The sequence below is a fragment of the Acidovorax sp. LjRoot117 genome, assembly GCF_964252695.1.
Classification (GTDB): Bacteria; Pseudomonadota; Gammaproteobacteria; order Burkholderiales; family Burkholderiaceae_C; genus Acidovorax.
Map to the genome: position 1 here is coordinate 1 of NZ_CAXUPO020000016.1, position 24,851 is coordinate 24,851.

Here is a 24,851-nt window from a genome sequence, read left to right on the forward strand (position 1 = left end):
GCGTGATCCAAAGATGGGATGGCTCAGAACCGGTCGATGTTCTGGTGAATTGTTAGACGGTTTCGCCACCAAGCTGCTTTGATGCGCCAAGCGCCAAGCGCCAAGCCGCTTTGCCCTCCTAAGCCGTGGCTTTTGAGCAATACACCGCCTAGCCAGGACTAGATCGACAGCCTTCTACCCTGCTCGAAAACCAGCAGCTCCCCCTTGCCGAACGCTGTCCATTCTTCGTTCGTCGTCAGCGGGCTCGTCACGATCACTGCCACCTCGTCCCGCTCGTCCGTCTCGCGGGAAAAATCCAGTCGCACGTCCTCGTCGCTCAGCTGCGCCTCGCCGAACGGGTGCCGGCGCTCGATGTAATAAAGGCTGGTCGACGCATGGCTCCACAGGGCCTGGCCGTTGGAGAGCAAAAAGTTGAAGGTGCCGTGCGGGCTGATGCGCGCCGCCAGTTCCTTGAGGGTCAGGGTGAGCTCCCGCACGGTGGGAACACTGGCGTGCGACTTGGCGAGCTCCTGCATGATCCAGCAGAAGGCATGTTCACTGTCGGTGTCTCCCACCGGCCGGAAGTGCGAATGCAGCCGGGGCCGAAAATCCTTGAGGTCGCCGTTGTGCGCAAACACCCAGTAGCGGCCCCACAGTTCGCGCACGAAGGGGTGGCAGTTCTGCAGGCTCACCACGCCCTGCGTGGCCTTGCGGATGTGGGCGATGACGTTGCGGCTCTTGATGGGGTAGCGCCGGATCAGCTCGGCCACCGGGGAATCCACGGCGGGCAGGTGGTCCACGAAGTGCCTGAGGCCCTTGTCCTCGAAGAACGCGATCCCCCAGCCGTCGCTGTGGTGGTCGGTCTTGCCGCCGCGCTGTGCGAAACCTGTGAAGCTGAAGGTCACGTCCGTCGGGACGTTGCAGTTCATGCCGAGCAATTGGCACATGACTTGATTTCCATTTCGGCAATGTTCCTGAAAGTGTGGCCGGGCCTACGGAGGCCCGGCACTGTGCCACGCAGGCGGCAGAGGTGGCGTTCCTGCCAGCCACCCCATTTATAGCGCTCCAGGCTGCGCCACGGAGCGTCTGCCCGCTGATCAGGGTTCAAACATGCGTGGGTGGGTGGCGTGCAGCGCCTCGTCCAGACCGCGCACACCCGCTGAAGGGCCAGGGTGGCTGCTACTCCCACGTGGCGCGCCCGCCAGTGTGTTCCCGATGCGATCGACAGGCCGTGGCCGTTCAAACAGCCCCTGCGGAGTCCGGCTTGGCTGGCGCTTCCTTCAATTGCCAGGCAGCGACCAGCGCCAGACCGCACAGCAAGGTCAGCATCAGAAACGTCTCGCCGAATGCCGCGATGCGCGCCGGGTTGCTGACCCCCGCGGCCAGCGCTGCGCCATGCGCGCCGAGCCGCCATTCGAGCACGATGCCGCACAGGCTGACCCCGGCAGCGCCGCCCAGCATGCGCAAAAAGCCGATGGTGCTGGAGCCTTGTGAGATCAGCGATTTGTCTAGGGGCCGCATCGAGCCCAGGTTGAGCGACGGCAGGATGAACCCCAGGCCGATACGCCCCAGAATCGCCAGCGCCACCAGGATCCACAGCGACACCCCCAGGCCCACGAACACCATCAGCCCGAACGACAGGGCCAACAGCGCCAGACCGATGCTCACGAGCAGATGGGTGGGTTGCCGGTCAGCCAGTCGGCCCACGAAGGCAATGGTGGCGGCCAGCACAAAGCCTGCCGGCAGCATCAGCGTGCCCACATGCGATGCCGACAGCTCCAGGCCAAGTTGCATGAACACGGGCAGGAGATAGGTGGAGCCGAAGAGGGCGGTGCCGTAGATGAACGCCACCACGCTGCCCATCGCGAACTGCCGGTATTGGAACAGGCGCAGGTCCATCAACGGCTTTCGACCCTGCTGCAACTGCCGGCGTTGCCACGCGATGAAAAGCCCGACCGACACGGCGGCACCCAGCAGCAGGGCGCCGGCCTCGGCCACGGAGCCGCCGTGCAGCGACACCAGCCCGTTGAGCAGGCACAGCGTGCCCACGGTGCCGAGCAGCAGGCCGCGCCAGTCCAGCGCCTGCCCCTGCCGGTTGGCCTCGACCCCGCCCGGTGCGGTGACGGGCACGTATTTGTAGGCCAGCGCGATGGACGCCAGGCACAGCGGCACCACCATGAAGAAGATGGAGCGCCAGCCGAACCAGTCCACCAGCAGCCCGCCGATGCTGGGCCCGATGGCGGGGGCCAGCACCACGCCCATGCCGAAGATGCCGCTCGCGCGGCCCTGCTCGTGCGGCTTGAAGGCGTACAGGATGATGACGGCCGGGATGGGCTGCACCACGCCGGCCGCCAGGCCCTCGGCCACACGGGCGACCAGCACCAGACCGAAGTCGCGCGCCAGGCCCCCGCCGATGCCGCCGGCCAGCAGCAGCAGCATCGCGCCCACATACGTGGCACGGTAGCCATAGCGCGACAGCAGCCACGGCGTGGTGAGCATGGAGACGGTGGTGGCGACCATGAACCCCGAGGTCACCCACTGCGCCCGCTCCTGGCCCAGCGTGAAGTAGTGGCTCATGTCCGGGATGGCCACGTTCACGATGGTGGACGACATGATCGATGCCATCGTGCCCACCATGACGGACAGCAGCACCAGCCAGCGGTAGCGCTCTCCGTAGCGTTCACGCAGTACGGCCAGGGAACCCGAGGTCTGGGAGTTGTTCATGGGCTGTTCGGTGCAATGAGGCCGGCGGCGCGACGGCGGATGGGCGGACGGCGTGGTGAACGCTAGGAGCGGGCCGGTGATGCGGTCACCGCGCCTGTGGTGTCGCGCGGGCGGCGATCACCGCAGGCACTGGTGGCCGGTGCCCGGCCCGGGCCACGGTGCGTGCAGGCCGGCCAGGGCACGCGGATGCGCTGGCGGGGCACCGCACCGTCAGGCTGCACCCGCGCCGGGTGGTGCGGCGATGCCGCCCGTCCCGTCACGGGTGCGACCCAGCTGCCAACGCAGCCGGATGGCGCCATGTCAGGTCCGCTCGGACCAGAGCTTGCCGCCCGTGGCCCAGTTCTCGCGCTTGATGTCGGTGATCAGGATGTCCACCGATTCGGGCGAGCCGCCCAGCACCTCGACGGAGACGCGGGTGATCTCTTCCACCAGCTTGCGCTTTTGTTCGACCGTGCGGCCTTCCATCATTTCAACGTGGTACGTCGGCATATCTGATTCCTTGTAGGCATTAAAAAGAAGAACTGCTGTTCAACGCTGAGCAGCGGCAAGCGCCAAATCATATCGGCGGGTTGGGCGGTACACCCGGCGCTGCCACGCCATCGGCTGCTGCGGGCGCGCCGCAGGCAGGGCAGATGCAGGCCCGCTCGCGTTGATCGGCCGGCACACGGGCCAACGCTGCACGGTCGATGGTCTGGGCCATGCACCAGCAACTCTCGGGCGCGCGCCCCGCCGCGATGGCGCAGACGTTGGGCTGGCCGCACAAGGGGCAGTGGGAGGTGTCGGGGTCCGAGGGGTGGGGCATGGCAGCGCAGGTGGGCCGCCTGTGGGGCGGCGCCCGCGGGCCAGTGTACGGCGGGTGCCCGCTGTGTGCCCGCGGCGGGTTATCCCGCTGACCGGATCTGGCGCGGGCGCAGCGGGCGTCGCGCATGACCCGTTCTCGCTGCCTGCCAACCCCGCCGCGTGCCTTGTGCGCATTCGCACGGCGGCGGTTTCGAGCAAAAATAGCCGCTATCGCTTGATAGGCAAGCGCTAGAAGCTATATTTTTTGTAGCGCCGGGCTGCGGTGTGTCAGCAGCCGATTGCACGCATCGGATCAGCACAGATCAGTACCGATCAGTACCGATCAGTACAGCCTTCCCAGGTCAGCCAGCCTGCAGAGGGGGCAGCTGCCTCGGGGAGGCCGTCACGCCCGCCCACTCATCAGGCCTGCGCGGCCTTGAGCTTCAGGCGCCAGGCGTGCAGCAGGGGCTCGGTGTAGCCGCTGGGCTGCGCCTGGCCCTGGAAGACCAGGTCGCAAGCCGCCTTGTACGCCATGCTGGTGTCGAAGTGGCCGGCCATCGGCTGGTACAGCGCGTCGCCCGCATTCTGGCCGTCCACCACCGCCGCCATGCGTTCGAAGGTCTCGCGCACCTGCGCTTCGGTCACCACGCCGTGCAGCAGCCAGTTGGCCATGTGCTGGCTGCTGATGCGCAGCGTGGCGCGGTCTTCCATCAGGCCCACGTTGTGGATGTCGGGCACCTTGGAGCAGCCCACGCCCTGGTCCACCCAGCGCACCACGTAGCCCAGGATACCCTGGGCGTTGTTGTCCAGCTCCTGCTGCTTCTCGGCGTCGCTCCAGTTGGGCGCGGCGGCCACGGGCACGGTCAGCAGGCCGGTCAGCAGGTTGTCGCGCTCGGCGTTGGCGTCGGTCTTTTCCAGCTCGATCTGGATGTCGCTCACCTTGACCTGGTGGTAGTGCAGCGCGTGCAGCGTGGCACCCGTCGGGCTGGGCACCCAGGCGGTGTTGGCGCCGGCCTTGGGGTGGGCGATCTTTTGCTTGAGCATCTCGGCCATCAGGTCGGGCATGGCCCACATGCCCTTGCCGATCTGCGCCTTGCCGCGCAGGCCGCACGACAGGCCCACGAGCACGTTGTTCTTCTCGTACGACTGGATCCAGGCGCTGGTCTTCATGTCGCCCTTGCGCACCATGGGGCCGGCGTGCATGGCGGTGTGCATCTCGTCGCCGGTGCGGTCCAGGAAGCCGGTGTTGATGAAGGCCACGCGGGCCGACGCGGCGGCGATGCAGGCCTTCAGGTTGACGGACGTGCGGCGCTCCTCGTCCATGATGCCCAGCTTCACGGTGTTGGCAGGCAGGCCCAGCAGTTGCTCCACGCGGCCGAACAGGTCGCTCGCAAAGCCCACCTCGGCCGGGCCGTGCATCTTGGGCTTGACGATGTAGACGCTGCCCTTGCGGGAGTTGCGGATGCCGTCTTCGCCGTGCCCTTGCAGGTCGTGCAGCGCGATGGCAGTGGTCACGACCGCGTCCATGATGCCTTCGGGGATCTCGCGCACCTGGCCCTGCGCGTCGGTCCACAGGATGGCCGGGTTGGTCATCAGGTGGCCCACGTTGCGCAGGAACATGAGCGAGCGGCCATGCAGGCGCACTTCGCCACCCGCCGGGCCGGTATAGACGCGGTCGGGGTTCAGGCCGCGCGTGATGGTCTTGCCGCCCTTGGCGACCTGCTCGGTCAGCGTGGCCTGGATGATGCCCAGCCAGTTGCTGTAGCCCAGCACCTTGTCCTCGGCGTCCACGGCGGCCACGGAGTCTTCCAGGTCCAGGATGGTGGACAGGGCCGCTTCCAGCACCAGGTCGCTCACGCCCGCGGCATCGGTCTGGCCGATGGGCGTTGCGCGGTCGATCTGGATATCGAGGTGCAGGCCGTTGTGCTGCAGCAGCACCGACTTGGGCGCGGCGGCATCGCCCTGGTAGCCCTTGAACTGCGATGGGTCCTTGAGGCCCGACGTGCTGCCATTGGCAAGAGACACCACCAGCTGGCCGCCTTCGACCTTGTAGCCGGTCGAATCCTTGTGCGAGCCGCTGGCCAGGGGCGCCGTGTCGTCCAGCACCTGGCGCGCGAACGCGATCACCTTGGCGCCGCGCACCGGGTTGTAGCCCTTGCCCTTTTCTGCGCCGCCTTCTTCACTGATGGCGTCCGTGCCGTAGAGCGCGTCGTACAGGCTGCCCCAGCGGGCGTTGGCGGCATTCAGCGCGTAGCGGGCGTTCAGGATGGGCACCACCAGTTGCGGGCCGGCCTGGGTGGCCAGCTCGTCGTCCACGTTGGCCGTGGTGGCCTTGACGTCGGCGGGCTGGGGCACCAGGTAGCCGATCTTTTCCAGGAAGCCGCGGTAGGCCACCATGTCCTTGATGGGGCCGGGGTTGGCCTTGTGCCAGGTGTCGAGCTCGGTCTGCAGGCGGTCGCGCTCGGCCAGCAGGGCGATGTTGCGCGGGGCCAGGTCGGCCACGATGGCGTCAAAACCCTTCCAGAACGCGCCGGCATCGACACCCGTGCCGGGCAGCACCTTGTCGTCGACAAAGCGGTACAGGGAGGTGGCCACTTGCAGGCCGTGGACGGTGGTGCGGTCGGTCATGGGAGAGCCTTGAAGGATGGATGAAATGGGAGGAACAAAAAAAACGGAGCCGCCCGCAGCGCGGGCCATGGGCACACTGTATTGCAAATGTTTGCCCACATAAATATGCAGAAAAGCTGGAAACCAGTGACTTTTACGCAAAGGTGGAGGGCTTGTTCACCCGGGTGCAGAGCGCGCAATTACTATAAAAATAATAGCTGCCAGCGCTGGATAGGTAAGCGACAGGGGCCTCTTTCGGTCATATTTCCGGCCCGGATCCTCCTGCCGACACCCGGGAGGGCGCGCGCCCGTTGTCCCCATAATCACCGCCCATGGACAAACTCAAGGCCTTCGAATCCTTCGTGTCGGTGGCCACGCGCGGCAGCCTCACGGCAGCGGCCAAGGCCGAGGGCGTGGCGCCGGCGATCATGGGGCGGAGGCTCGACGCGCTCGAAGAGCACCTGGGCGTCAAGCTCCTGGTGCGCACCACGCGCCGCATCAGCCTCACGCACGAAGGCAGCGCGTTTCTTGAAGACTGCCAGCGCCTGCTGTCCGACGTGGCCAATGCCGAGGCCAGCGTGTCCGAAGGCGGGGTCAAGGCCACAGGCCACCTGCGCATCACCGCGCCGGCGGGCTTTGGCCGCCGCCACGTCGCGCCGCTGGTGCCGCGGTTTCGCTCGGCGCACCCGGACGTGACGATCTCGCTCAACCTCAGCGACCGTGTGGTGGACCTGGCCGGCGAGGGTTTTGACTGCGCCGTGCGCGTGGGCGACCTGCCCGACTCGTCGCTCGTGAGCGTGCGCATCGCCGACAACCGCCGCCTGTGCGTGGCCACGCCGGAATACCTGGCGCGGCGCGGCACCCCCCGCGCGCCGGCAGAACTCGTGCAGCACGACTGCCTCACGCTGTCGAGCGACGCCTCGCAGACGCGCGGCTGGGCGTTTCGCGTGCCTCTGGGTGACGATGGTGGCACCGAGGTCATGCACCTCAAGCCCGGCGGGCCGCTCGACTGCTCCGACGGCCAGGTGCTGCACGACTGGTGCCTGGGCGGCTGGGGCATCGCCTGGCGCAGCACCTGGGAGGTCGAGGCCGAGATCGTCGCGGGCCGCCTGGTCGCGGTGCTGGAGGACTTCGCCGCGCCGCCCAACGGCATCTACGTGGTGTTCCCCCAGCGCAAACACCTGCCGCTGCGCGTGCGGCTGTGGATCGACTTCCTGAAACACCAGTACGCACAACCTGCGTTCTGGAAAGGCGCATGAGTCCCCCGGAACCGCTGCACGCCGTCCTCCGACGCGAAGCGGCGTGCCTACGGGCGCCAAGCCGGCTCCACGTTGGCGCTGGCCTGGGCGCGCCTCGTTCGTCCGCCCGCTCCGGGCGGCGTTTGGCACTGATGGGCCGCCCCGTGGCAGACTGCGCACTCCATGTCCGACCCCACCCTCCTGGTCGCTGACGACCACCCCCTGTTCCGCGCGGCCGTGCTGCACGTGCTGCGCGAGCGCCTGCCGCAGTTCCGCACGCTCGAGGCGGCCAGCGCGGCCACGCTGGGCACCGCGCTGCAGGAGCACCCCGAGGTGGAGCTGGTGCTGCTGGACCTGAGCATGCCCGGCGCCCGCGGCTTCTCGTCGCTGCTGCATGTGCGCGGCGAGTACCCCGAGCTGCCGGTGGTGATCATCTCCTCCAACGACCACCCGCGCGTCATCCGCCGCGCGCAGCAGTTCGGCGCGGCGGGCTTCATCCCCAAGTCCGCACCGGCCGAGTCCATGGGCGAGGCCATCGAGGCCGTGCTCGACGGCGGCAGCTGGTTCCCGCCCATGTCGGCCGAGCGCTCCGAGGCCGACGCCGAGCTGGCCGCACGGCTGGCGCAGCTCACACCGCAGCAGTTCCGGGTGCTGCTGTGCCTGGCAGACGGGCTGCTCAACAAGCAGATCGCCGCTGCGCTGGGCCTGGCGGAAAACACGGTGAAGGTGCACGTCACGGCCATCCTGAAGAAGCTGGCGTGCTACAGCCGCACGCAGGCGGCGGTGCTGGTCAAAAGCCTGGAGGCGGACGAGGGCGGGGCGGGGTAAAACGGATTGGGCGATGTGCGCTGCGTGGGGGGAGAATGGTCTCTGGCGCTTGCCTGGCAAGCGCTGGCAGCTATCAAATCTGAATATGTGAATGCGCACCGGGGCCATGCATCCGTGCAGACCGGGCCCGCCGAAGCCCGCTGCCTCATGACCCCGCTATTTCTCCCGCAGCCTGAGCAAGGTCTGGCTCACCAACGCCCGCAGCGCCGGCGCCCGCACCGGCTTGGCCAGAAAACCCCATCCCCGTTCCGCCGCCTGCCGGCGCAGCGTGGCGTCGCGCTCGGCGGTGACCAGGATCACGGCGGGGGTCTGGCCCCAGCGTTCGCACAGCTCTGTGTACACATCGGGGCCATGGTGGGTGGCGCCCAGGTGCACGTCCAGCAGCACCAGGTGCGGTGCCTGGCCGCGTTCGGCGTGCGCCAAGGCTTCGGGGGCGCCGCCGGCCAGGGGCACCTGGCAGCCCCAGCGCTCCAGCAGGGCGCGCGTGGCGGCGCAGGTGGGGCCGTCGTCCTCGATCACCCAGGCGGTGCTGCCTTGCAGCGGGGCGTCTTCCTGCGGCTGCTGCTGCACGGTGGCCGGTGCGGCGGCGGGCAACTGGGCGGCGGCGGGGTCGCCCAGCGGCACGCAGACCCAGAACACGCTGCCGCGGCCCAGTTGCGAGCGCAACCCGATCTCGTGGCCCAGCAGGCGGCCCAGGCGCTCGACGATCGCCAGGCCCAGGCCCGCGCCGCGGTCGTCGGCGCGGCCTTCGTCCAGGCGGCGGAACTCCTCGAAGATCTCGCGCTGCAGCGCCTCGGGGATGCCCGGGCCCTGGTCGTGCACCTCGATGCGCAGGTGGGTTCCGCCGGGATGGCCCACGCGCCGGCAGCCCACCACGATGCGCCCGTGCCGGCTGTAGCGGATGGCGTTGGAGACGAAGTTCTGCAGGATGCGGCGCAGCAGGTTTTCGTCGGTGCGCACCACGGCGCGCGTGGGCACGCAACTGAGCTGCAGGCCCTGGCTCTCGGCCAGCACACCGAAGTTGTGCGCCAGCACCTGCAGCAGCGGGCCCAGGGCCACGTCGTGGATGTGCACGTCCAGCTGCCCCGACTCCATGCGCGAGATGTCGAGCAGGCTGCTCAGGATCGCATCCTGCGACGCGAGCGCACCGTCGATGCTGTCCACCGTGCGGCGCTCGGCGTCGTCGTGCAGGTGGCTGCGCAGCAGCGAGGTGAACATGCGCGCGGCGTTCAGCGGCTGCAGCAGGTCGTGCACCGCCGCCGCGACGAAGCGGGTCTTGTAGCGGTTGGCGCGCTCGGCCTCGCGCCGGGCGGCGTCCAGGTCGCGCGTGCGGTCGGCCACGCGCTGCTCCAGCGCATCGGCGAGGGACCGCAGCTCGCGCGCGGCGTTCTTGTAGCTGGTGATGTCGGCGTAGCTCGTCACGAAGCCGCCCTCGGGCAGCGGGTTGCCGCGGATCTCGAGCACCGTGCCATCGCCCTTGGCGCTCTCGTGCAGATGGGGCAGGCCGCTGCGCAGGTGCGACAGGCGCCGCTCGATGGCCTCGTCGGCCGGGCCGGGGCCCAGCAGGCCGCGGCGGGCGTTGTGTCGTAGCAGGTCTTCGATGGGCTGGCCCACGCGCATCAGGTCGGCGGGGTAGCGAAACAGCTGCACGTAGCGCGAGTTCCAGGCCACCAGGTTCAGGTCGGCGTCGATGATGACCACGCCCTGGGGCAGGTGTTCCAGGCTGCGCGACAGGCCCGTGTCGGTCTGCTGCGCGGCCTGCTGCGCCGCCTGCACGATGCCGTCCTGGGCGGTGCGCAGCTCCTGGGCGTGCTGCTGCAGGACGGTCTCCAGCTCCTGGCGGCTGCGCTGGCGCAGGTGGGCCAGGCGTTGCCGCTGGCGCACGAACAGCACCAGCAGGGCCAGCGCCAGCCAGCCGCCGCCACCGGCCGCGGCGGCCCAGCGGCTGTCGGCGATGCTGCTGTGCGTCTCGTGCACCAGGTGCAGCTGCCAGGGCGTGCCGGGCAGCGGCTGGGTCTGCCACAGCACGCGGCCGGGCAGGGGCGGCAGGTCGGACGACAGCATGCGCACCAGGCGGCCGCCGTTGTCCATGTGGTCGTCCACGCGCCAGGCCAGCGGGCGCAGCGGCTGGTTCGAATACTGGCGCGTGGCGTTGAGTTCGCGGCGCTCCTCGTCGCCCAGGGGTTCGAGCAGGCGGTAGCGCCACGCGTCCTGGCTGGCCAGGAACACCACGCCGTGCGCGTCGGAGGCCAGCACGATGTCCGGCGTCTGCAGCCACTCGCGCTCGAGCTCCTGCAGCGCGATCTTGATCGCCACCAGCCCCAGCAGCTGGCCCCCCGCGTCGCGGATGGCCTGCGACAGGAAGTAGCCGGGCTCGCCCGTCGTCACCCCGATGCCGTAGAAGCTGCCGCGCCCCAGCGCCAGGGCCTCCTGTACATACGGCCTGAAGCTGTAGTCCACGCCCACGTTGCTGGTCGCGGTGCGCCAGTTGCTGGCCGCCACGGCCAGGCCTTCGCGGTTGATCAGGGTGAGCGTGGACGACTGGCTCGCGCCGTTGGCCTGCTCAAGCTTGAGGTTGAGCTGCTCCACCTCGGCCGGGCTCAGGGTGCGGGTGAGCGCGTCCTGCAGCTGCGCGTCCAGCGCCAGCACCTCGGGCAGGGTGCGGTAGCGGTCGATGCGCTGGGCCAGCGTCTGGCCGTACAGCGCCAGCTGCCGCTGCACGTTGTCGCTTTCCTCGTACAGCGAGTGCTGCCACGCCCACTGCCCGGCCACGAACATGCTGCCCGCCATGCCGGCGAGCAGGATCAACAGGGTCCAGAATTTACGAAGACGCGGCGTCGTCATGGGGCAGAAAACAGGGTGCCGGGAGGAAGGCCCGGGGCTTCGATGGTGGGGTCCGCGAGTGTGCCTGAGCCCGCCGGAGACTAGGTGTTTTCCCTATGTTGGGGCGTGGGGCGCCCTCTGGCGGTGCGGCCGACTAATACCAATAGGTTATCGGCTGAATCCAGGGGCAGCGGTACAAACGGCACCCTCGACGCACCCCGCTGGTGCAGTCACCGTGATTTCAGGAGACATCCCCATGCAAGCCATCACCGCTCCCACAGCCCACCCCGTGCGGCTGCCTTTCTACCGGCAACTGTACTTCCAGGTGGTGGTCGCCATCATCCTGGGCGTGCTGCTGGGCCACTTCGAGCCGGCCTACGGCGCGGCGCTCAAGCCGCTGGGCGACGCGTTCATCAAACTGATCAAGATGATCATCGCGCCGGTGATCTTTCTGACCATCGTGACCGGCATCGCCGGCATGTCGCAGCTGTCCACCGTGGGCCGCGTGTTCGGCAAGGCCATGGCGTACTTCCTGACCTTCTCCACCCTGGCGCTGGTGGTGGGCCTGGTGGTGGCCAACGTGATGCAGCCGGGCGCCGGCATGCACATCAACCCGGCCGACCTGGACCAGAGGGAAGTCAGCACCTACGTGGCCAAGTCCCACGACATGACGCTGACCGGCTTCGCCATGGACATCATCCCCAAGACGCTGGTGAGCCCCTTCGTGGGCGACAACATCCTGCAGGTGCTGCTGGTGGCCGTGCTCTTCGGCGTGGCGCTGGCGCTGTCTGGCAATGCGGGCAAGCCGGTGCAGGCGTTTCTTGAGTCGCTGACGGTGCCCGTGTTCAAGGTGGTCAACATCGTCATGCGGGCCGCCCCCATCGGCGCGTTCGGGGCCATGGCCTTCACCATCGGCAAGTTCGGCCTGGGCTCGCTGCTCAACCTGGCCGAGCTGGTCGCCACGTTCTACATCACCTCGCTGCTGTTCGTGATCGTCATCCTGGGCGCCGTGGCACGGGCCTGCGGCTTCTCGGTGTTCAAGCTGATCAAGTACCTCAAGGCCGAGCTGCTGCTGGTGCTGGGCACGTCGTCGTCCGAGTCGGCCCTGCCGTCGCTGATGGAAAAGATGGAGCGCGCCGGCTGCAAGAAGTCCGTCGTCGGCCTGGTGGTGCCCACCGGTTACTCGTTCAACCTGGACGGCACCAACATCTACATGACGCTGGCCGCGCTGTTCATCGCGCAGGCCACCGACACCCACCTCACGCTGGGCCACCAGGTGGCGCTCCTGCTCGTGGCCATGCTGTCGTCCAAGGGCGCGGCGGGCGTCACGGGCGCCGGCTTCATCACCCTGGCCGCCACGCTGGCCGTGGTGCCCGAAGTGCCGGTGGCCGGCATGGCGCTGATCCTGGGTGTGGACCGTTTCATGAGCGAATGCCGCTCGCTCACCAACTTCATCGGCAATGCCGTGGCCACGGTGGTGGTCTCGCGCTGGGAAAACGCGCTGGACTATGACCGCCTGAACGCTGCGCTGGACGGCGAGCCCCAGCCTCTCCCCCTGGTGGAAGAAGTGGCGCCGGTGGTGTCGTCTGCCGTGAGGCCCGCCTGATCTGCACGGCGAACTGCCGTTCAATCCCCCAAAAAAAGCGGTGCGGGCCTTCGGGTCTGCACCGCTTTTTGCGTGGGGGCTACTGCGTCGCAAAGCTGGTTCAGCGCGTGTTCATGGGGTGCCGACGCAGGAGTCGAAGGCCTTCGGCGGTTGTGCCCCGCGGTGAACGGGCAGCTTCCTCAAGCACAATGGCCGCCAACCGGTTCCCCAGTGGAGCAGCGCGCCCACAGCGCCGCACACGGAGGCCGCGATGACAAGGAAACCCCCATGACTCTCGAAGCCACCCTGGCCGCCCTGCATCTGGTGGCCATCCTGACCTTTGTGGTCTTTTTGTCGAGCCAGGCGGCCTTGTGCCGCATCGAATGGATGAACGCCGCCGTCGTCGAGCGCCTTGCGCGGCTGGATGCGATCTACGGCGCGGCCGCCATGCTGATGATCGGCAGTGGCCTGGCACGCCTTCTGTGGGGCGTCAAAGGCGCGTCCTGGTACGTGTCGCAGCCGCTGTTCCACATCAAGATCACGCTCGTGGTGGTCCTGGCCCTCCTGTCGATCTGGCCGTCGATCATGTTCCGGCGCTGGCGCCGCAACCTGCGGGCCACGGGTGCCCTGCCGGATGCGCTGGAAGTGAAGAAGGTGCGCCGCCTGGTGATGATGCAGGCGCACGGGCTGCCCGTGGTCGCGGTGATCGCGGTGTTCTGGGCGAGGGGCTGGTAGGGGCGGTTGCCCGACCGCTCGCGTTCAGACGACAAAGCCCGCCGGTGGCTGTCACGGGCGGGCTTTTTTGTGGGCGGGTGGCGCGGCAGCGCCGGGCCGGTGGGGCGTGTCAGCCCTTCAGGCACTCACTCATGAAGGCCTTGCGTTCGTCGCCCTTGAGCGTCTTGGCTTTTTCGTCGGCGTTGCAGGTCTTCATCTTGGTCTGCTGCTTTTCTTGCTTGTTGGCCGACAGGCATTCCTTCATGAACGCCTTGCGTTCGTCGCCCTTGAGCGTCTTGGCCTTTTCGTCGGCGTTGCAGGTGGCCATCTTGGATTGCTGCTTGGTCGGCGCCTTGGCGTCTTCGGCGGCGTGGACGCTGGCGCCCAGGGTCAGGGCCAGGCCGAGTGCAGTCAGGGAAATCAGCTGTTTCATGGAAGCTCCTGGAGTGAATGCGTTGTAGGTGGGTCCCGGCGGAATTGCACCATAGAACGTGCGGGCCTACAACGCGAAACAGTGCGGCACCGACCCCTTCGGCAGCTTATGCGCCGTGCCCCTGGGTCATTGGTTGTTTTTGCGGCGCGACCGCTTGGTGAACGGCTGCGCAGCGTGTGCTGGAGCTGGCTGGTGCCGTCTGGCGCCGTATGCCAGCCGCCCGGGCAACAATGATGTCGCACCGCCGAAGCCAGCGCCACGGCGTCTTGACGATCACTCCCCGCACAGACTTCCTCCGTCCCGCACGCCCTCTGGCGAGAAGCAAAAAAAGCACACATGGTGCCCGTTGCCACAGGGTGCCGGGAGACGGCATGGGACGCCCCGTAAAATCCGCCGATGCTCACTGCAAAAAATGAATTGCTCGCGGCCCTGGCCGGCGAGCTGGAAAAACTGTCGCCCGGCTCTGCGGGGCGGGCTGCCTTCGAATCCCCCAAAGTGGCCGCGCATGGCGATTTCGCCTGCACCGCCGCCATGCAGCTGGCCAAGCCGCTCAAGCTCAACCCGCGCGCGCTGGGTGAGCAGCTCAAGGCGGCGCTGGAGGGCACGCCGGCCTTCACCCGCTGGGTCGACGCCATCGAGATCGCCGGCCCCGGCTTTCTGAACATCCGCTTGAAGCCCGCCGCCAAGCAGGAAGTGGTGCGCGAGGTGCTGGCCGCCGGCGAGCGCTTCGGCTACCAAAAGGACAACGGCCAGCGCGTGCTGGTCGAGTTCGTCTCGGCCAACCCCACCGGGCCCCTGCACGTGGGCCACGGCCGCCAGGCTGCCCTGGGCGACGCGATCTGCAACCTGTTCAGCACCCAGGGCTGGAAGGTGCACCGCGAGTTCTACTACAACGACGCGGGCGTGCAGATCCACACGCTGACCACCAGCACCCAGTTGCGCGCCAAGGGCTTCAAGCCCGGTGACGACTGCTGGCCTACCGACCCGGAGAACCCGGCGTCCAAGGCGTTCTACAACGGCGAGTACATCCAGGAGATCGCCAACGACTTCCTGGCCAAGAAAACCGTCAAGGCCGACGACCGCGAGTTCACCGCCAGCGGCGATGTGGATGATGTGGAATCCATTCGCCAGTTCGCCGTGGCCTACCTGCGCAACGAGCAGGACAAGGACCTGCAGGCCTTCAACCTGAAGTTCGACGAGTACTACCTCGAGTCGAGCCTGTACACCAGCGGCCGCGTGGACGCCACGGTCAACAAGCTGGTCGCCAACGGCAAGACCTACGAGCAGGACGGCGCCCTGTGGCTCAAAAGCACGGACTACGGCGATGACAAGGACCGGGTCATGCGCAAGAAGGACGGCACGTACACCTACTTCGTGCCCGACGTGGCCTACCACATCGCCAAGTGGGAGCGCGGCTTCACCAAGGTCGTCAACATCCAGGGCACGGACCACCACGGCACCATCGCCCGCGTGCGCGCCGGCCTGCAGGCGGCCGATGTGGGCATTCCGCTGGGCTACCCCGACTACGTGCTGCACACCATGGTGCGCGTGGTCAAGGGCGGCGAAGAGGTCAAGATCAGCAAGCGCGCGGGCAGCTACGTCACGCTGCGCGACCTGATCGAGTGGACCAGCAAGGACGCGGTCCGCTTCTTCCTCTTGAGCCGCAAGCCCGACACCGAGTACACCTTCGACGTGGACCTGGCCGTCGCGCAGAACAACGACAACCCGGTGTACTACGTGCAGTACGCCCACGCGCGCATCCAGTCGGTGCTGCGGGCCTGGCAAGAGGCCGGCGGTGGTGACGTGGCGTCGCTGCACGGCGTCGACCTGTCGGCGCTGCAGGGCCCGCAGGCCCAGGCGCTGATGCTGCAGCTGGCCAAGTACCCCGAGATGCTCACGGCCGCCGCCGACGGCGAGGCGCCGCACGACGTCACCTTCTACCTGCGCGACCTGGCCGCCAGCTACCACAGCTACTACGATGCCGAGCGCATCCTGGTCGACGACGAGGCCGTGAAGAAGGCCCGCCTGGCGCTGGTCGCGGCCACCGCACAGGTATTGCACAATGGCCTGGCCGTGCTGGGCGTATCGGCTCCAGCCAGAATGTAAGCAGTCACTATGAAGAAACAACAGACGGGCGGGACGATCATCGGCTTCATCGTGGGGGTCATCGTGGGCCTGGGCGCCGCATTGGCGGTGGCCGTGTTCGTGACCAAGGTGCCGGTACCCTTCCTGAACAAAAGCAATGGCCGCGGTGTCGACCTGGACGCGGCCGAGTCGCAAAAGAACAAGAACTGGGACCCGAACTCGCCGCTGTACGGCAAGAACCCGGCCCGCCCCCCGGTGGCCGCGGCTTCTGCCCCCGCGTCGGCGCCCGCCGCCGCGGCGCCGGCGCCGGATGTGCGGGCTGCGGCCTCCGCACCCAAGCCGGCCGCCAGCAAGCCCGAGGCCGCCAAGGCCGAGAGCAAGCCCGGCGCCGACCCGCTGGGCGACCTGGCCGTGGCCAAGGCTGCTGCCAAGGGCAATGTGGACCCGTTCGACTACTTCGTGCAGGCCGGTGCCTTCCGCACCCAGGCCGACGCGGACGCCCAGCGCGCCAAGCTGGCCATGCTGGGCTGGGAAGCCCGCGTGAGCGAACGCGAGCAGAACGGCCGGCCGGTCTTCCGGGTGCGCGTGGGTCCGTTTGCCAAGCGCGACGACGCCGAGCAGCTCAAGGAAAAGCTGGACGGCACGGGCGTGGAGTCGGCCTTGGTGCGCGTGCAGCGTTGAACGGCGGGCCTGCGGACTGCGCGGGCTGAACTTTTTCCGGGGGCGCGGCTCCCATCCCCCAGACCTGAACTAGGAGAGTCTTTGTCATGAAACGCCGTGAGTTTTCTTTGTCCACTGCTTCGGCAGTCGCCGCCACCGCCCTGACGCTGCCCGTCGCCACGCCCGCGCTGGCCCAGGCCCGCCAGTTCAAGGAGGGCAAGGACTACAAGCGGCTGGACAAGCCCGTGACGCTCGACGCGCCCGCCGGCAAGGTCGATGTGATCGAGTTCTTCTGGTACAGCTGCCCCCACTGCAACGCGTTCGAACCCACGCTCGATGCCTGGGTCAAGGCCGCGCCCAAGGATTTGTCCATCCGCCGCGTGCCCGTGGCGTTCAACGCCAGCTTCGTGCCGCAGCAAAAGCTGTTCTACGCGCTGGAGGGCATGGGCAAGCTCGAAGCCCTGCACGCCAAGGTGTTCCGCGCCATCCATGTCGAGAAAGCCAAGCTCGCCAAGGACGACGAAATCCTGGCCTGGGTGACCCAGCAGGGCGTGGACGCCGCCAAGTTCAAGGAAATCTACAGCTCCTTCACCGTGTCGAACCAGGTGCGCCGCGCATCGCAGCTGCAGGACGCCTACGGCGTCGAAGGCGTGCCCTCAATGGGCGTGGCCGGCAAGTACTACACCGACGGCACCATGGCCGGCAACATGCAGAACGTGCTGCAAGTGGTGGAGTTCCTCACCAAGCAGAAGTAAGCCCGAGCCGCCTGGCCCGGCATGCCCCACGAAAAAGCCCGCGGATGCGGGCTTTTTTCATTGCCGTCCCGCGCCGAGGAAGCGACTCCTTAGGGCCAGAGACCCCACGCGCGTGGAAGCGTGCGGGTCTTTTTCCATGGCGCATGCCTTGGGGTGGCTACAATGAACTGCAAGATTCGTGCCCTATGAAACACAGCATCCTCCCAACCCTCCTGCTCACGGCCCTGGCCTGCATTCATGGCGTTGCCCATGCTGAAAAGGCTGACCGCGCCAAACCCATGAACATCGAGGCCGACGCCCTGCGGCACGATGAGCTCAAGCAAACCAGCGTGTTCACCGGCCGCGTGGTCATGACCAAGGGGTCCATCATCCTGCGCGGTGCGCGGCTGGATGTGCGCCAGGACGCCGAGGGCTACCAGTACGGGGTGGTGACGGCCGAGGCGGGCAAGCGCGCGTTCTTTCGCCAAAAGCGCGACACCGTGCCTGGTGCGCCCGACGAGTTCATCGAGGGCGAGAGCGAGGTCATCGAGTACGACGGCAAGGCCGACAACGTGCGCTTCATCACCCGCGCCGAGCTGCGCCGCTACCGCGGTGCGGTGCTGAGCGACGAGATCACCGGCGCCGTCATCGTCTACAACAACCTGACCGACGTGTTCACCGTGGACGGCCAGCGCAAGCCGTCCACCAGCACCGCAGGCGACACCCCGGCCCCTGGCAGCCGCGTGCGCGCAGTGCTGGCGCCCAAGGACCCGCCACCGGGCGCCGCAGCACCTGCCGCGCCGTCGTCGGCACCGGCGCTGCGCCCCAGCAACACCCTCGGCGGCGGCGCCCAGTGAGCGCGCAGCCTGTCTCGTCCGGCGCACCCTCCGCTGCAGACCCACAGGTCGGCAGCCGGCTGGAGGTGCAGCACCTGGCCAAGTCGTACGGCAGCCGCAAGGTCGTCAAGGATGTGTCGCTCACCGTGCAAAAGGGCGAAGTCGTCGGGCTGCTCGGCCCCAACGGAGCGGGCAAGACGACCTCGTTCTACATGATCGTGGGCCTGGTGCGCAGCGATGCGGGCGACATCCGTATCGACGGCCAGTCGGTCGCCCACATGCCCATCCACCGCCGTTCGCGCCTGGGTTTGTCGTACCTGCCGCAGGAGGCGTCCATCTTCCGCAAGCTGTCGGTCGAGGAAAACGTGCGCGCCGTGCTGGAGCTGCAGCGCGGCGAGAACGGCCAGCCGCTGCCGCGCGAGGCCATCGAAGAGCGCCTCACCGCCCTGCTGCAGGAGCTGCGGGTGGACCACCTGCGGGCCTCGCCCGCCATGGCCCTGTCCGGGGGCGAGCGCCGCCGCGTGGAGATCGCCCGCGCCCTGGCCACGCAGCCACGCTTCATCCTGCTGGATGAGCCCTTCGCCGGCATCGACCCCATCGCGGTGATCGAGATCCAGCGCATCATCGGATTCCTCAAGGCGCGGGGCATCGGCGTGCTCATCACCGACCACAACGTGCGCGAGACGCTGGGCATCTGCGACCACGCGTTCATCATCAGCGACGGCCAGGTGCTGGCGCAGGGAACCCCTTCCGAGATCGTCGACAACGCCGAAGTGCGCCGGGTGTACCTGGGCGAACACTTCCGCATGTAGCAGACCGATGGACCTTACGTTCGACCCCCGCCTCTCCTTTGTGCCGCCCCGCGGGGCGGCGTGCGCCGCGCGCCCTGCAGGCCGCAAGGCGGCTGCCCGATGAAGCCCGGCCTGTCACTGCGCGTATCGCAGCACCTGGCGCTCACGCCGCAGCTGCAGCAGTCCATCCGGCTGCTGCAGTTGTCCACGCTGGAGCTGGGCCAGGAGGTCGAGCAGATGCTCGACGAGAACCCGTTTCTCGAGCGCAATGCCGAGGAGGCACCGCGCGAAGAGTTCGGCCTGGAGGCGGCCGACGTTCCTGCCCAGCCCGACGAGTACAGCGCGGACGACACGCTGTATTCCAACGCCCCCGGCGCCACCACCGCCAGCACGTCCAGCGATACCGCGGCCGACGGCCCGCTGGGTGACTCCGAGCCGGGCAGCAGCGCCAGCGACGAGCCCGACTGGAGCGGCGACGGCACCGTCGAGGTCGCACCGAACGACACCGAATGGGGCGGCGATGCGCCCGCCCGCAACCGCAACGATGCCGAAGGCGACGAGGCCGACGCCACCGAGCTGGCCCGCACGCACGAATCGCTCACTGCCTTTTTGCACCGCCAGGCGCTGTCGCTGCGCCTGTCCGAGGTGGACCGCGCGGCGCTGCGGTTCCTGATCGAATCGCTCAACGACGACGGCTACCTCGAAGACCCGCTCGAAGAGCTGGCCATCAGCCTGGCCGGCCCCGACGACCTGGAGCAGATCGAGGAGCTGGTGCACCGCTTCACGGTGGCGCAGCGCCTGTTGCAAAGCCTGGAGCCCGTGGGCGTGGGCGCGCGCGGGCTGGGCGAGTGCCTGACCTTGCAGCTCAAGGCGCTGGCCGCGGACGAAGACAGCGAGATCGACCCCGACACCGTGCAGACCGCGCTGCGCGTGTGCCAGCAGCCGCTGGAGATGCTGGCGCGCCGCGACATCCGCCGCCTGACGCAGCTGTGCGGCGACGGCGAGGAGCGCACCCGCGCCGCCATGGCCCTGATCGCCCGGCTGGAGCCGCGCCCGGGCCGCAAGTTTGTGGACGTGGAGCGCAACATCATCGTGCCCGACGTCATCGTGCGCAAAGCGGGCCGCGCCAACGGGCGCGACGGGCAGCACAATTTCATCGTCGCACTCAACCCCGACGTGATGCCGCGCCTGCGCGTGCACGACATCTACGCCGGCGCACTGCGCGGCCACAAGGGCGGCGAAGGCCACCAGGGCATGCAGCAGCGCCTGCAGGAGGCGCGCTGGTTCATCAAGAACATCCAGCAGCGCTTCGACACCATCCTGCGCGTCTCGCGCGCCATCGTGGAGCGGCAAAAGAACTTCTTCACGCATGGCGAGCTGGCCATGCGCCCGCTGGTGCTGCGCGACATTGCCGACGAGCTGGGCCTGCACGAGTCCACCATCAGCCGCGTGACCACCGCCAAGTACATGGCCACGCCCATCGGCACCTACGAGCTCAAGTACTTCTTCGGCTCGGGCCTGGGCACCGAGACGGGCGGCAATGCGTCGAGCACCGCCGTGCGCGCGCTGATCAAGCAGTTCGTCGCGGCCGAGAGCCCCACCAAGCCGCTGTCGGACAGCCAGATCGCCGAGATGCTCAAGGAGCAGGGCATCGAGTGCGCACGCCGCACGGTGGCCAAGTACCGCGAAGCGCTCAAGATCGCGCCGGCCAATCTGCGCAAGGCGCTGTAGCTCTGTCAGCGCTGCAGGGCCTGCGCCGGAAGATCGCCGCCCACCCACCGGCCCGCCAACTGCGGTGCGGTGGGGTGCGAGGCCAGGCTACTTGCGCTGGGGCGCGAAAACGGCGTCGTAGGACTGCGCGCTGAAGCCCGACAACCGCTGGCCGTTGGTGAGCAGCACCGGCACACCCCGCCCGCCAATCTGTGCAAAGGCCGCCTTGCCCACCGGCGTATCGACGTCCAGCTCGCGGTAGGCAATGCCCTTTTGCGCCAGGTACGCCTTGGCGGCCTTGCAGTAGCCGCACCAGGTGGCCATGTAGAGCACGACGTCGCCACGGGGTGCTGCGGCGGGGGGCTCGGTCTTGGGGCTGCGGTCGGCCGCGCGGGGCTCTGCACCCGGCACCACGCTGACCGGCAGGTTGTCCAGCTTCATCGCCTTGTCCACACCCACGCCCGTGGGGGGCTTGTCGCTGTAGACGACCCGGCCGTCCGGGCCCACCGTTTTGTAGAGCGTCTGGGCGCCCGCCATCGGTGCCAGCACCAGCGCGGCCATTGCCAGCGTGGCGGCTACGGCCTGGCGGAAAAGGCCGGGGGAGGGGCTCCGGTAAAATCTCATGCCTGCGAGCATAAGAGACACCGGGCGTGCTGTCAGCAAGAAGCTGCCCGGATGTGCCGCACCGCCCCATGGCACCACCCGCCGTGGGCCGCAGGGCCTGTCGCTGCAGAAAATCCCCGGCACCCAGCGGCCCTGCGCAGTACCGCATGCACGCCGCCACCGCGGGTGCCCGCCCGTTGTCCTTGTTCCACGCTTCCACCTCCGCTCCACCCCCACCGCCCAGCCATGGCCCGCATCGTCTTCGACCTTCCCGCGCAGTTCGGTTTTTCCACCGAGATGCAGATCTACATCAGCCATGTGAACCAGGGCGGGCACCTGGACAACGCGCAGCTGCTGAGCCTGGTGTCCGAGGCGCGCGTGCGTTTCTTCCAGTCGCTGGGCTACCCGGAGGCCGACGTGGGCGGGCTGTCCATCGTGGTGGGCGACATCGTGGCGCAGTACAAGTCCGAGGGCTTTCATGGCGAGACCATGTGCGTGGAGATGGCGCCGGTGGATTTCAACCGCTATGGCTTCGACCTCGTGTTCCGCATGACCGAGAAGACCTCGGGGCGCGAGGTGGCCCGCGGCAAGATCGGTATCGTCTTCATCGGCAAGCGCGACCGCAAGGCGGCGGCGATGCCGCCTACGATCCGTGAACTGCTACGGAGCAGTGTGTTGCACCAGGGTTAACCTATTGCACGCTGTCTGGGCAATACGCGAGGGCTCGTCGCCCCAGAAAAAACAACCGGGCCTGTTGCGGGCGGAAGCTCTGCAACCTTGCCCGTGGCGACTGACACGCATTTGTTTGGCGGAAAATTTTCCTTGACTGGGCAGATTCGCTCGCCTATTAGCAGGCTTGCCATGCGAAGGGGCGCGCTTTGCAGTGAGAAGCGGACAGGGTATGTGTGTCATCGATCATGCCCTGTAGCCGTCAAACCGGTCATAGTAGCCCCTATGCATATCCTGCGCCCACCCTGGTGCTAGCTGCCAGACTCAGGCGCCGTGTGGGTTGCTCGCCACGACTGGCTAGGACGGGGTCAATTGCTGGTCGTGGCCCACGGCGATAGCGACCGCCTTGGTGGTCGTGGTAACCGCATTCGCCGGCTGAGCCCGCGTGCCGAGCCTGTTTGCTGACAAGCTCTTCAGCTCTGTTGTTTGAGACATTCAGTCCGATGCGCAGGGCCTCATCATGCGCTTACTGCCTGCAAGGAGAGTCATTGCCCAACGGCCAAGGACCTGCGAAATTTCCGTCTAGTAATCTTCATTCGGCAGTTATAAATATTTTACCCAAAAATAGCAAGTTCCTAATAATTGAGGGTGTTATTTTGTTTGGTTCGGCTGGAGTACATCCCGATAAGTGGGAGGAAGATCGCGAATAATCTGCTGGCGCTCCGATGTAGTGCTTGCAGAAAGCGCCTTTTTATACGAGTCGATCGCTTCTGGAGAAATACGGCTCTGTGCCAACCCGGCCTGCAATCGTGCGGCAAGAAGCCAAGAGCCTGCTTTCAGTTCAGGCCATAAGGTTGCCCGTACAGCAAGCGCCTTTAATGCAGTATCCCAGTCGGAAATTCTAATGGCTGCTCTATAGGTGTAATCGACCAAATAGCGGGCTTCGTCTGGTCGATTGCCGATCTTAACTTTTTCAATCTGAGCCTTGCCCAGATTGGTTGCTTCCAGGAAATCTTCTCTTTTGTAAGCAAGAACGAACTTGGTGATAGGTAGGCACACCGCTTGAGGACGCGCGCGTTCGATACGGCTGAGGATTGCCTCAGCTGCATCGAAGCGTTTTAAATTGGCCTGCATTTGCACTTCTTGACATTGGGCATCTGTCAAATGTGGGATATGAGCGAGGATCTTTTGCAAATAGACAAGAGCTTGATCATACTCATTGAGCTTAACCATAGAGCCAATGGCTGGCATGAGAAGAAGTGTGTGCTCTGGATAAATGCCTAAACCTTTGTCTATGTCTGAAAACGCATGATCTCGTAATTCGGCGAATTTTGGATTGCTACGTAACTGTGGCGATTCCGCCAAGCCTTGTAAAGCACCTACACCTTGACGTACATAGTAGTCAAAGCGGATGGCCTGAATAGAAATTGCAATGCCTGCGGTCAACAGGCACAAGACTGCCAGTCTGGGCACCAGCGCGCCTAGTGAAACCATTTGAGGGAGAGTAAATTTTCGGGTCTTACAGGAGCTTGTGAGCAGTAATCCTAAATATATCGCCAGCAAATAACAAGTGGCTGCTGCGTGAAGTGGCAGTCCGCTCAAACTCGTTACTCCCATCACTATCAAAGATATAACTATGACCATTGGTCGTAGGGCCTGAAACGCCTTCACCCGCGACTCCGAACGCAGTCGCGATAGGTTGCGTGCTGATGCAAATGTCAATAACACACCCGACGACAACAGAGCCATCCAGCCCACAACCCCATACTCCACGACAAGCTGCAAAGGCTCATTGTGCGCCATCCATATGGCTTGGGTGTCCAACTGCTCAGGCATGTACAGTGGACTAACGTTATTCCATCCCCCAGCGCCAATCCCTTGAATGGGGTGCTTTTGAATCATCTGCCAAGCAGCAGACCATCCGGCCCTGCGAATCCCGAAAGAGGAGTCTTCTTCATAGGTGTCGGCCTGGACAAGACTACCAAGTCGTTTTGCCGTTCGCTCAATGGCGGTACGGCCAAATTTCATTTCTATATCGTCGCGTAAAATATCGTCATTAGTGCTCGGGATAGAGCCTAGGCCAAGTACAGTTAGCGATATAAATATAATAGTGGCGAGAAGAACAAGCGGCTTGGAGAGCATGAGGCTCTTGTGCTTGGTATATGCAAGCAGCACAGTCATTGCAATGGTGGCAAAGATGGCGGCGATCAGTGCCGCACGGGTGCCTGTGCTCATTAATGCAACTATAATTATCGAAAAACCCAATGTTGTTCTGAGGTTCGATATGATTGTCTGTCGTCGAAATGACAGCCATAGTGATAGAGGAAAAGTTGCCGCCAGCAGTTCAGCAAAGAAATTGCGATTGCCGAAGGTGGAGCCTGGGGCAGCCCTGGCTGGAAACCATTCGAGGCCAAGCCAGAATTGAGCTAAAGCAAGAACACTTAATGCTACACATGCCCAGTGCATCGCTTGGGCAATACTTTCGAAGTAGTTGCGGCGGGTTGTGTTGAGCGCCAATAGCAAAATTGCGGTAATTAATGCCCATCTGCCTGCCTCAACGAGTGCCGTCCCGGCGGGACTCCACAAGGTCGAAAGAATAGCGTAGAGGCTCAAGCTTATCGGTGCGCATAAAAATGGATGCCATACTATGTCGCGCCTGCTCAATCCAGGCCAAAGCCAGATTGCCAACGCTAATATTATTATTAATGCTCCAGTCGCGCTCTTAAAAATGTCAGGGCCTACGGATTGTTGAGGCGTCGCTATAAGCGCAGTTGCCACCAGCCCTGCCGTCAGTAAGGCGCGAACCATTGTGGTGTTGGAGTCAGTGACTTCGGGTTTGTTCAAGTCTAACAACGTATTTTTCCCACTATAGGCAAGGTAAGATTATTTGGCTGGCCAAAATTTGGATTCCGGCCCAAGCGTCGTTCGCGCAAGTGAACGGATGAATCTGCAAGTGGCGCGGCGTCTAATGAGAGTAAGCATCTCTGGATGCGGTATTACGGTTTTCTAAGTCGGCGCAGATTACGCTCATCAGTAGCTGTATGAATTTTAA

The 24,851-nt window shown here is 66.0% G+C and carries 20 protein-coding genes; 11 read left to right on the forward strand and 9 right to left on the reverse strand.

Features of this window, described 5'->3' with window-relative positions:
- Positions 1-158: 158 nt before the first annotated feature.
- The 5 genes from ACSQ3D_RS25455 to ACSQ3D_RS25475 all read right to left on the reverse strand — a co-directional run bounded on the left by ACSQ3D_RS25455 (position 159) and on the right by ACSQ3D_RS25475 (position 6,111).
- A complete protein-coding gene (locus ACSQ3D_RS25455; RefSeq protein ID WP_056420565.1) occupies positions 159-926 on the reverse strand; it encodes a class II glutamine amidotransferase in 768 nt (255 codons plus the stop codon).
- 292 nt (positions 927-1,218) lie between these two features.
- On the reverse strand, positions 1,219-2,703 hold the full coding sequence (locus tag ACSQ3D_RS25460) for an MFS transporter (protein WP_436128687.1): 1,485 nt from the start codon (positions 2,701-2,703) through the stop codon (positions 1,219-1,221).
- Positions 2,704-3,003: 300 nt separating this feature from the next.
- Positions 3,004-3,192, reverse strand: a complete 189-nt coding sequence (locus ACSQ3D_RS25465) for a 4-oxalocrotonate tautomerase (RefSeq protein WP_007850839.1) — start codon at positions 3,190-3,192, stop codon at positions 3,004-3,006.
- A gap of 67 nt (positions 3,193-3,259) precedes the next feature.
- Entirely contained in the window at positions 3,260-3,505 is a 246-nt protein-coding gene (locus ACSQ3D_RS25470; RefSeq protein WP_436128688.1) for a cysteine-rich CWC family protein, read from the reverse strand.
- Positions 3,506-3,903: 398 nt separating this feature from the next.
- Entirely contained in the window at positions 3,904-6,111 is a 2,208-nt protein-coding gene (locus ACSQ3D_RS25475; protein WP_436128689.1) for a malate synthase G, read from the reverse strand.
- A 311-nt stretch (positions 6,112-6,422) separates the two neighbouring features.
- Between ACSQ3D_RS25475 and ACSQ3D_RS25480 the strand changes: the two genes are divergently transcribed.
- Entirely contained in the window at positions 6,423-7,349 is a 927-nt protein-coding gene (locus tag ACSQ3D_RS25480) for a LysR family transcriptional regulator (protein ID WP_436128690.1), read from the forward strand.
- Positions 7,350-7,511: 162 nt separating this feature from the next.
- The gene (locus ACSQ3D_RS25485; RefSeq protein ID WP_436128691.1) at positions 7,512-8,156 is read left to right on the forward strand and encodes a LuxR C-terminal-related transcriptional regulator; all 645 of its coding nucleotides are present in this window, start codon (positions 7,512-7,514) and stop codon (positions 8,154-8,156) included.
- 156 nt (positions 8,157-8,312) lie between these two features.
- Here ACSQ3D_RS25485 and ACSQ3D_RS25490 read toward each other — a convergent pair whose 3' ends face one another.
- Positions 8,313-11,000 carry a hybrid sensor histidine kinase/response regulator gene (locus ACSQ3D_RS25490; RefSeq protein ID WP_436128692.1) on the reverse strand — a complete coding sequence of 896 codons (2,688 nt, stop codon included), beginning with the start codon at positions 10,998-11,000 and terminating at the stop codon, positions 8,313-8,315.
- A 235-nt stretch (positions 11,001-11,235) separates the two neighbouring features.
- On the opposite strand from ACSQ3D_RS25490, the gene ACSQ3D_RS25495 reads away from it, so the two are divergent.
- Both ACSQ3D_RS25495 and ACSQ3D_RS25500 read left to right on the forward strand, forming a co-directional pair.
- Positions 11,236-12,585, forward strand: coding sequence for a dicarboxylate/amino acid:cation symporter (locus ACSQ3D_RS25495; RefSeq protein WP_436128693.1), 1,350 nt, complete (start codon positions 11,236-11,238; stop codon positions 12,583-12,585).
- A gap of 267 nt (positions 12,586-12,852) precedes the next feature.
- Positions 12,853-13,299, forward strand: coding sequence for a DUF2214 family protein (locus tag ACSQ3D_RS25500; RefSeq protein ID WP_056420657.1), 447 nt, complete (start codon positions 12,853-12,855; stop codon positions 13,297-13,299).
- Between the two features lie 109 nt (positions 13,300-13,408).
- On the opposite strand, the gene ACSQ3D_RS25505 is transcribed toward ACSQ3D_RS25500, so the two are convergent.
- Positions 13,409-13,711, reverse strand: coding sequence for a PsiF family protein (locus tag ACSQ3D_RS25505; protein WP_396504834.1), 303 nt, complete (start codon positions 13,709-13,711; stop codon positions 13,409-13,411).
- Between the two features lie 396 nt (positions 13,712-14,107).
- Here ACSQ3D_RS25505 and argS point away from each other — a divergent pair, with 396 nt between their 5' ends.
- The 6 genes from argS to ACSQ3D_RS25535 all read left to right on the forward strand — a co-directional run bounded on the left by argS (position 14,108) and on the right by ACSQ3D_RS25535 (position 20,548).
- Positions 14,108-15,817 carry an arginine--tRNA ligase gene (gene argS, locus ACSQ3D_RS25510; protein ID WP_436128694.1) on the forward strand — a complete coding sequence of 570 codons (1,710 nt, stop codon included), beginning with the start codon at positions 14,108-14,110 and terminating at the stop codon, positions 15,815-15,817.
- 9 nt (positions 15,818-15,826) lie between these two features.
- Positions 15,827-16,477 carry an SPOR domain-containing protein gene (locus ACSQ3D_RS25515; RefSeq protein ID WP_056420539.1) on the forward strand — a complete coding sequence of 217 codons (651 nt, stop codon included), beginning with the start codon at positions 15,827-15,829 and terminating at the stop codon, positions 16,475-16,477.
- A gap of 86 nt (positions 16,478-16,563) precedes the next feature.
- Positions 16,564-17,211: a thiol:disulfide interchange protein DsbA/DsbL gene (locus ACSQ3D_RS25520; protein ID WP_436128695.1), complete on the forward strand. Its 648-nt coding sequence runs from the start codon at positions 16,564-16,566 to the stop codon at positions 17,209-17,211.
- Positions 17,212-17,396: 185 nt separating this feature from the next.
- Positions 17,397-18,047, forward strand: coding sequence for a lipopolysaccharide transport periplasmic protein LptA (gene lptA, locus ACSQ3D_RS25525; RefSeq protein WP_436128696.1), 651 nt, complete (start codon positions 17,397-17,399; stop codon positions 18,045-18,047).
- A complete protein-coding gene (gene lptB / locus ACSQ3D_RS25530; protein WP_436128697.1) occupies positions 18,044-18,838 on the forward strand; it encodes an LPS export ABC transporter ATP-binding protein in 795 nt (264 codons plus the stop codon). The genes lptA and lptB overlap by 4 nt, the downstream gene beginning before the upstream one ends.
- 99 nt (positions 18,839-18,937) lie before the next feature.
- Positions 18,938-20,548 carry an RNA polymerase factor sigma-54 gene (locus tag ACSQ3D_RS25535; protein ID WP_436128698.1) on the forward strand — a complete coding sequence of 537 codons (1,611 nt, stop codon included), beginning with the start codon at positions 18,938-18,940 and terminating at the stop codon, positions 20,546-20,548.
- Between the two features lie 87 nt (positions 20,549-20,635).
- Here ACSQ3D_RS25535 and ACSQ3D_RS25540 read toward each other — a convergent pair whose 3' ends face one another.
- Positions 20,636-21,151: a glutaredoxin domain-containing protein gene (locus tag ACSQ3D_RS25540; RefSeq protein ID WP_162240453.1), complete on the reverse strand. Its 516-nt coding sequence runs from the start codon at positions 21,149-21,151 to the stop codon at positions 20,636-20,638.
- 225 nt (positions 21,152-21,376) lie between these two features.
- Between ACSQ3D_RS25540 and ACSQ3D_RS25545 the strand changes: the two genes are divergently transcribed.
- Entirely contained in the window at positions 21,377-21,820 is a 444-nt protein-coding gene (locus tag ACSQ3D_RS25545; RefSeq protein WP_436128699.1) for an acyl-CoA thioesterase, read from the forward strand.
- A gap of 630 nt (positions 21,821-22,450) precedes the next feature.
- Here the strand turns inward: ACSQ3D_RS25545 and ACSQ3D_RS25550 are convergent.
- Positions 22,451-24,385, reverse strand: coding sequence for an O-antigen ligase family protein (locus tag ACSQ3D_RS25550; protein ID WP_436128700.1), 1,935 nt, complete (start codon positions 24,383-24,385; stop codon positions 22,451-22,453).
- Between the last annotated feature and the right edge of the window lie 466 nt (positions 24,386-24,851).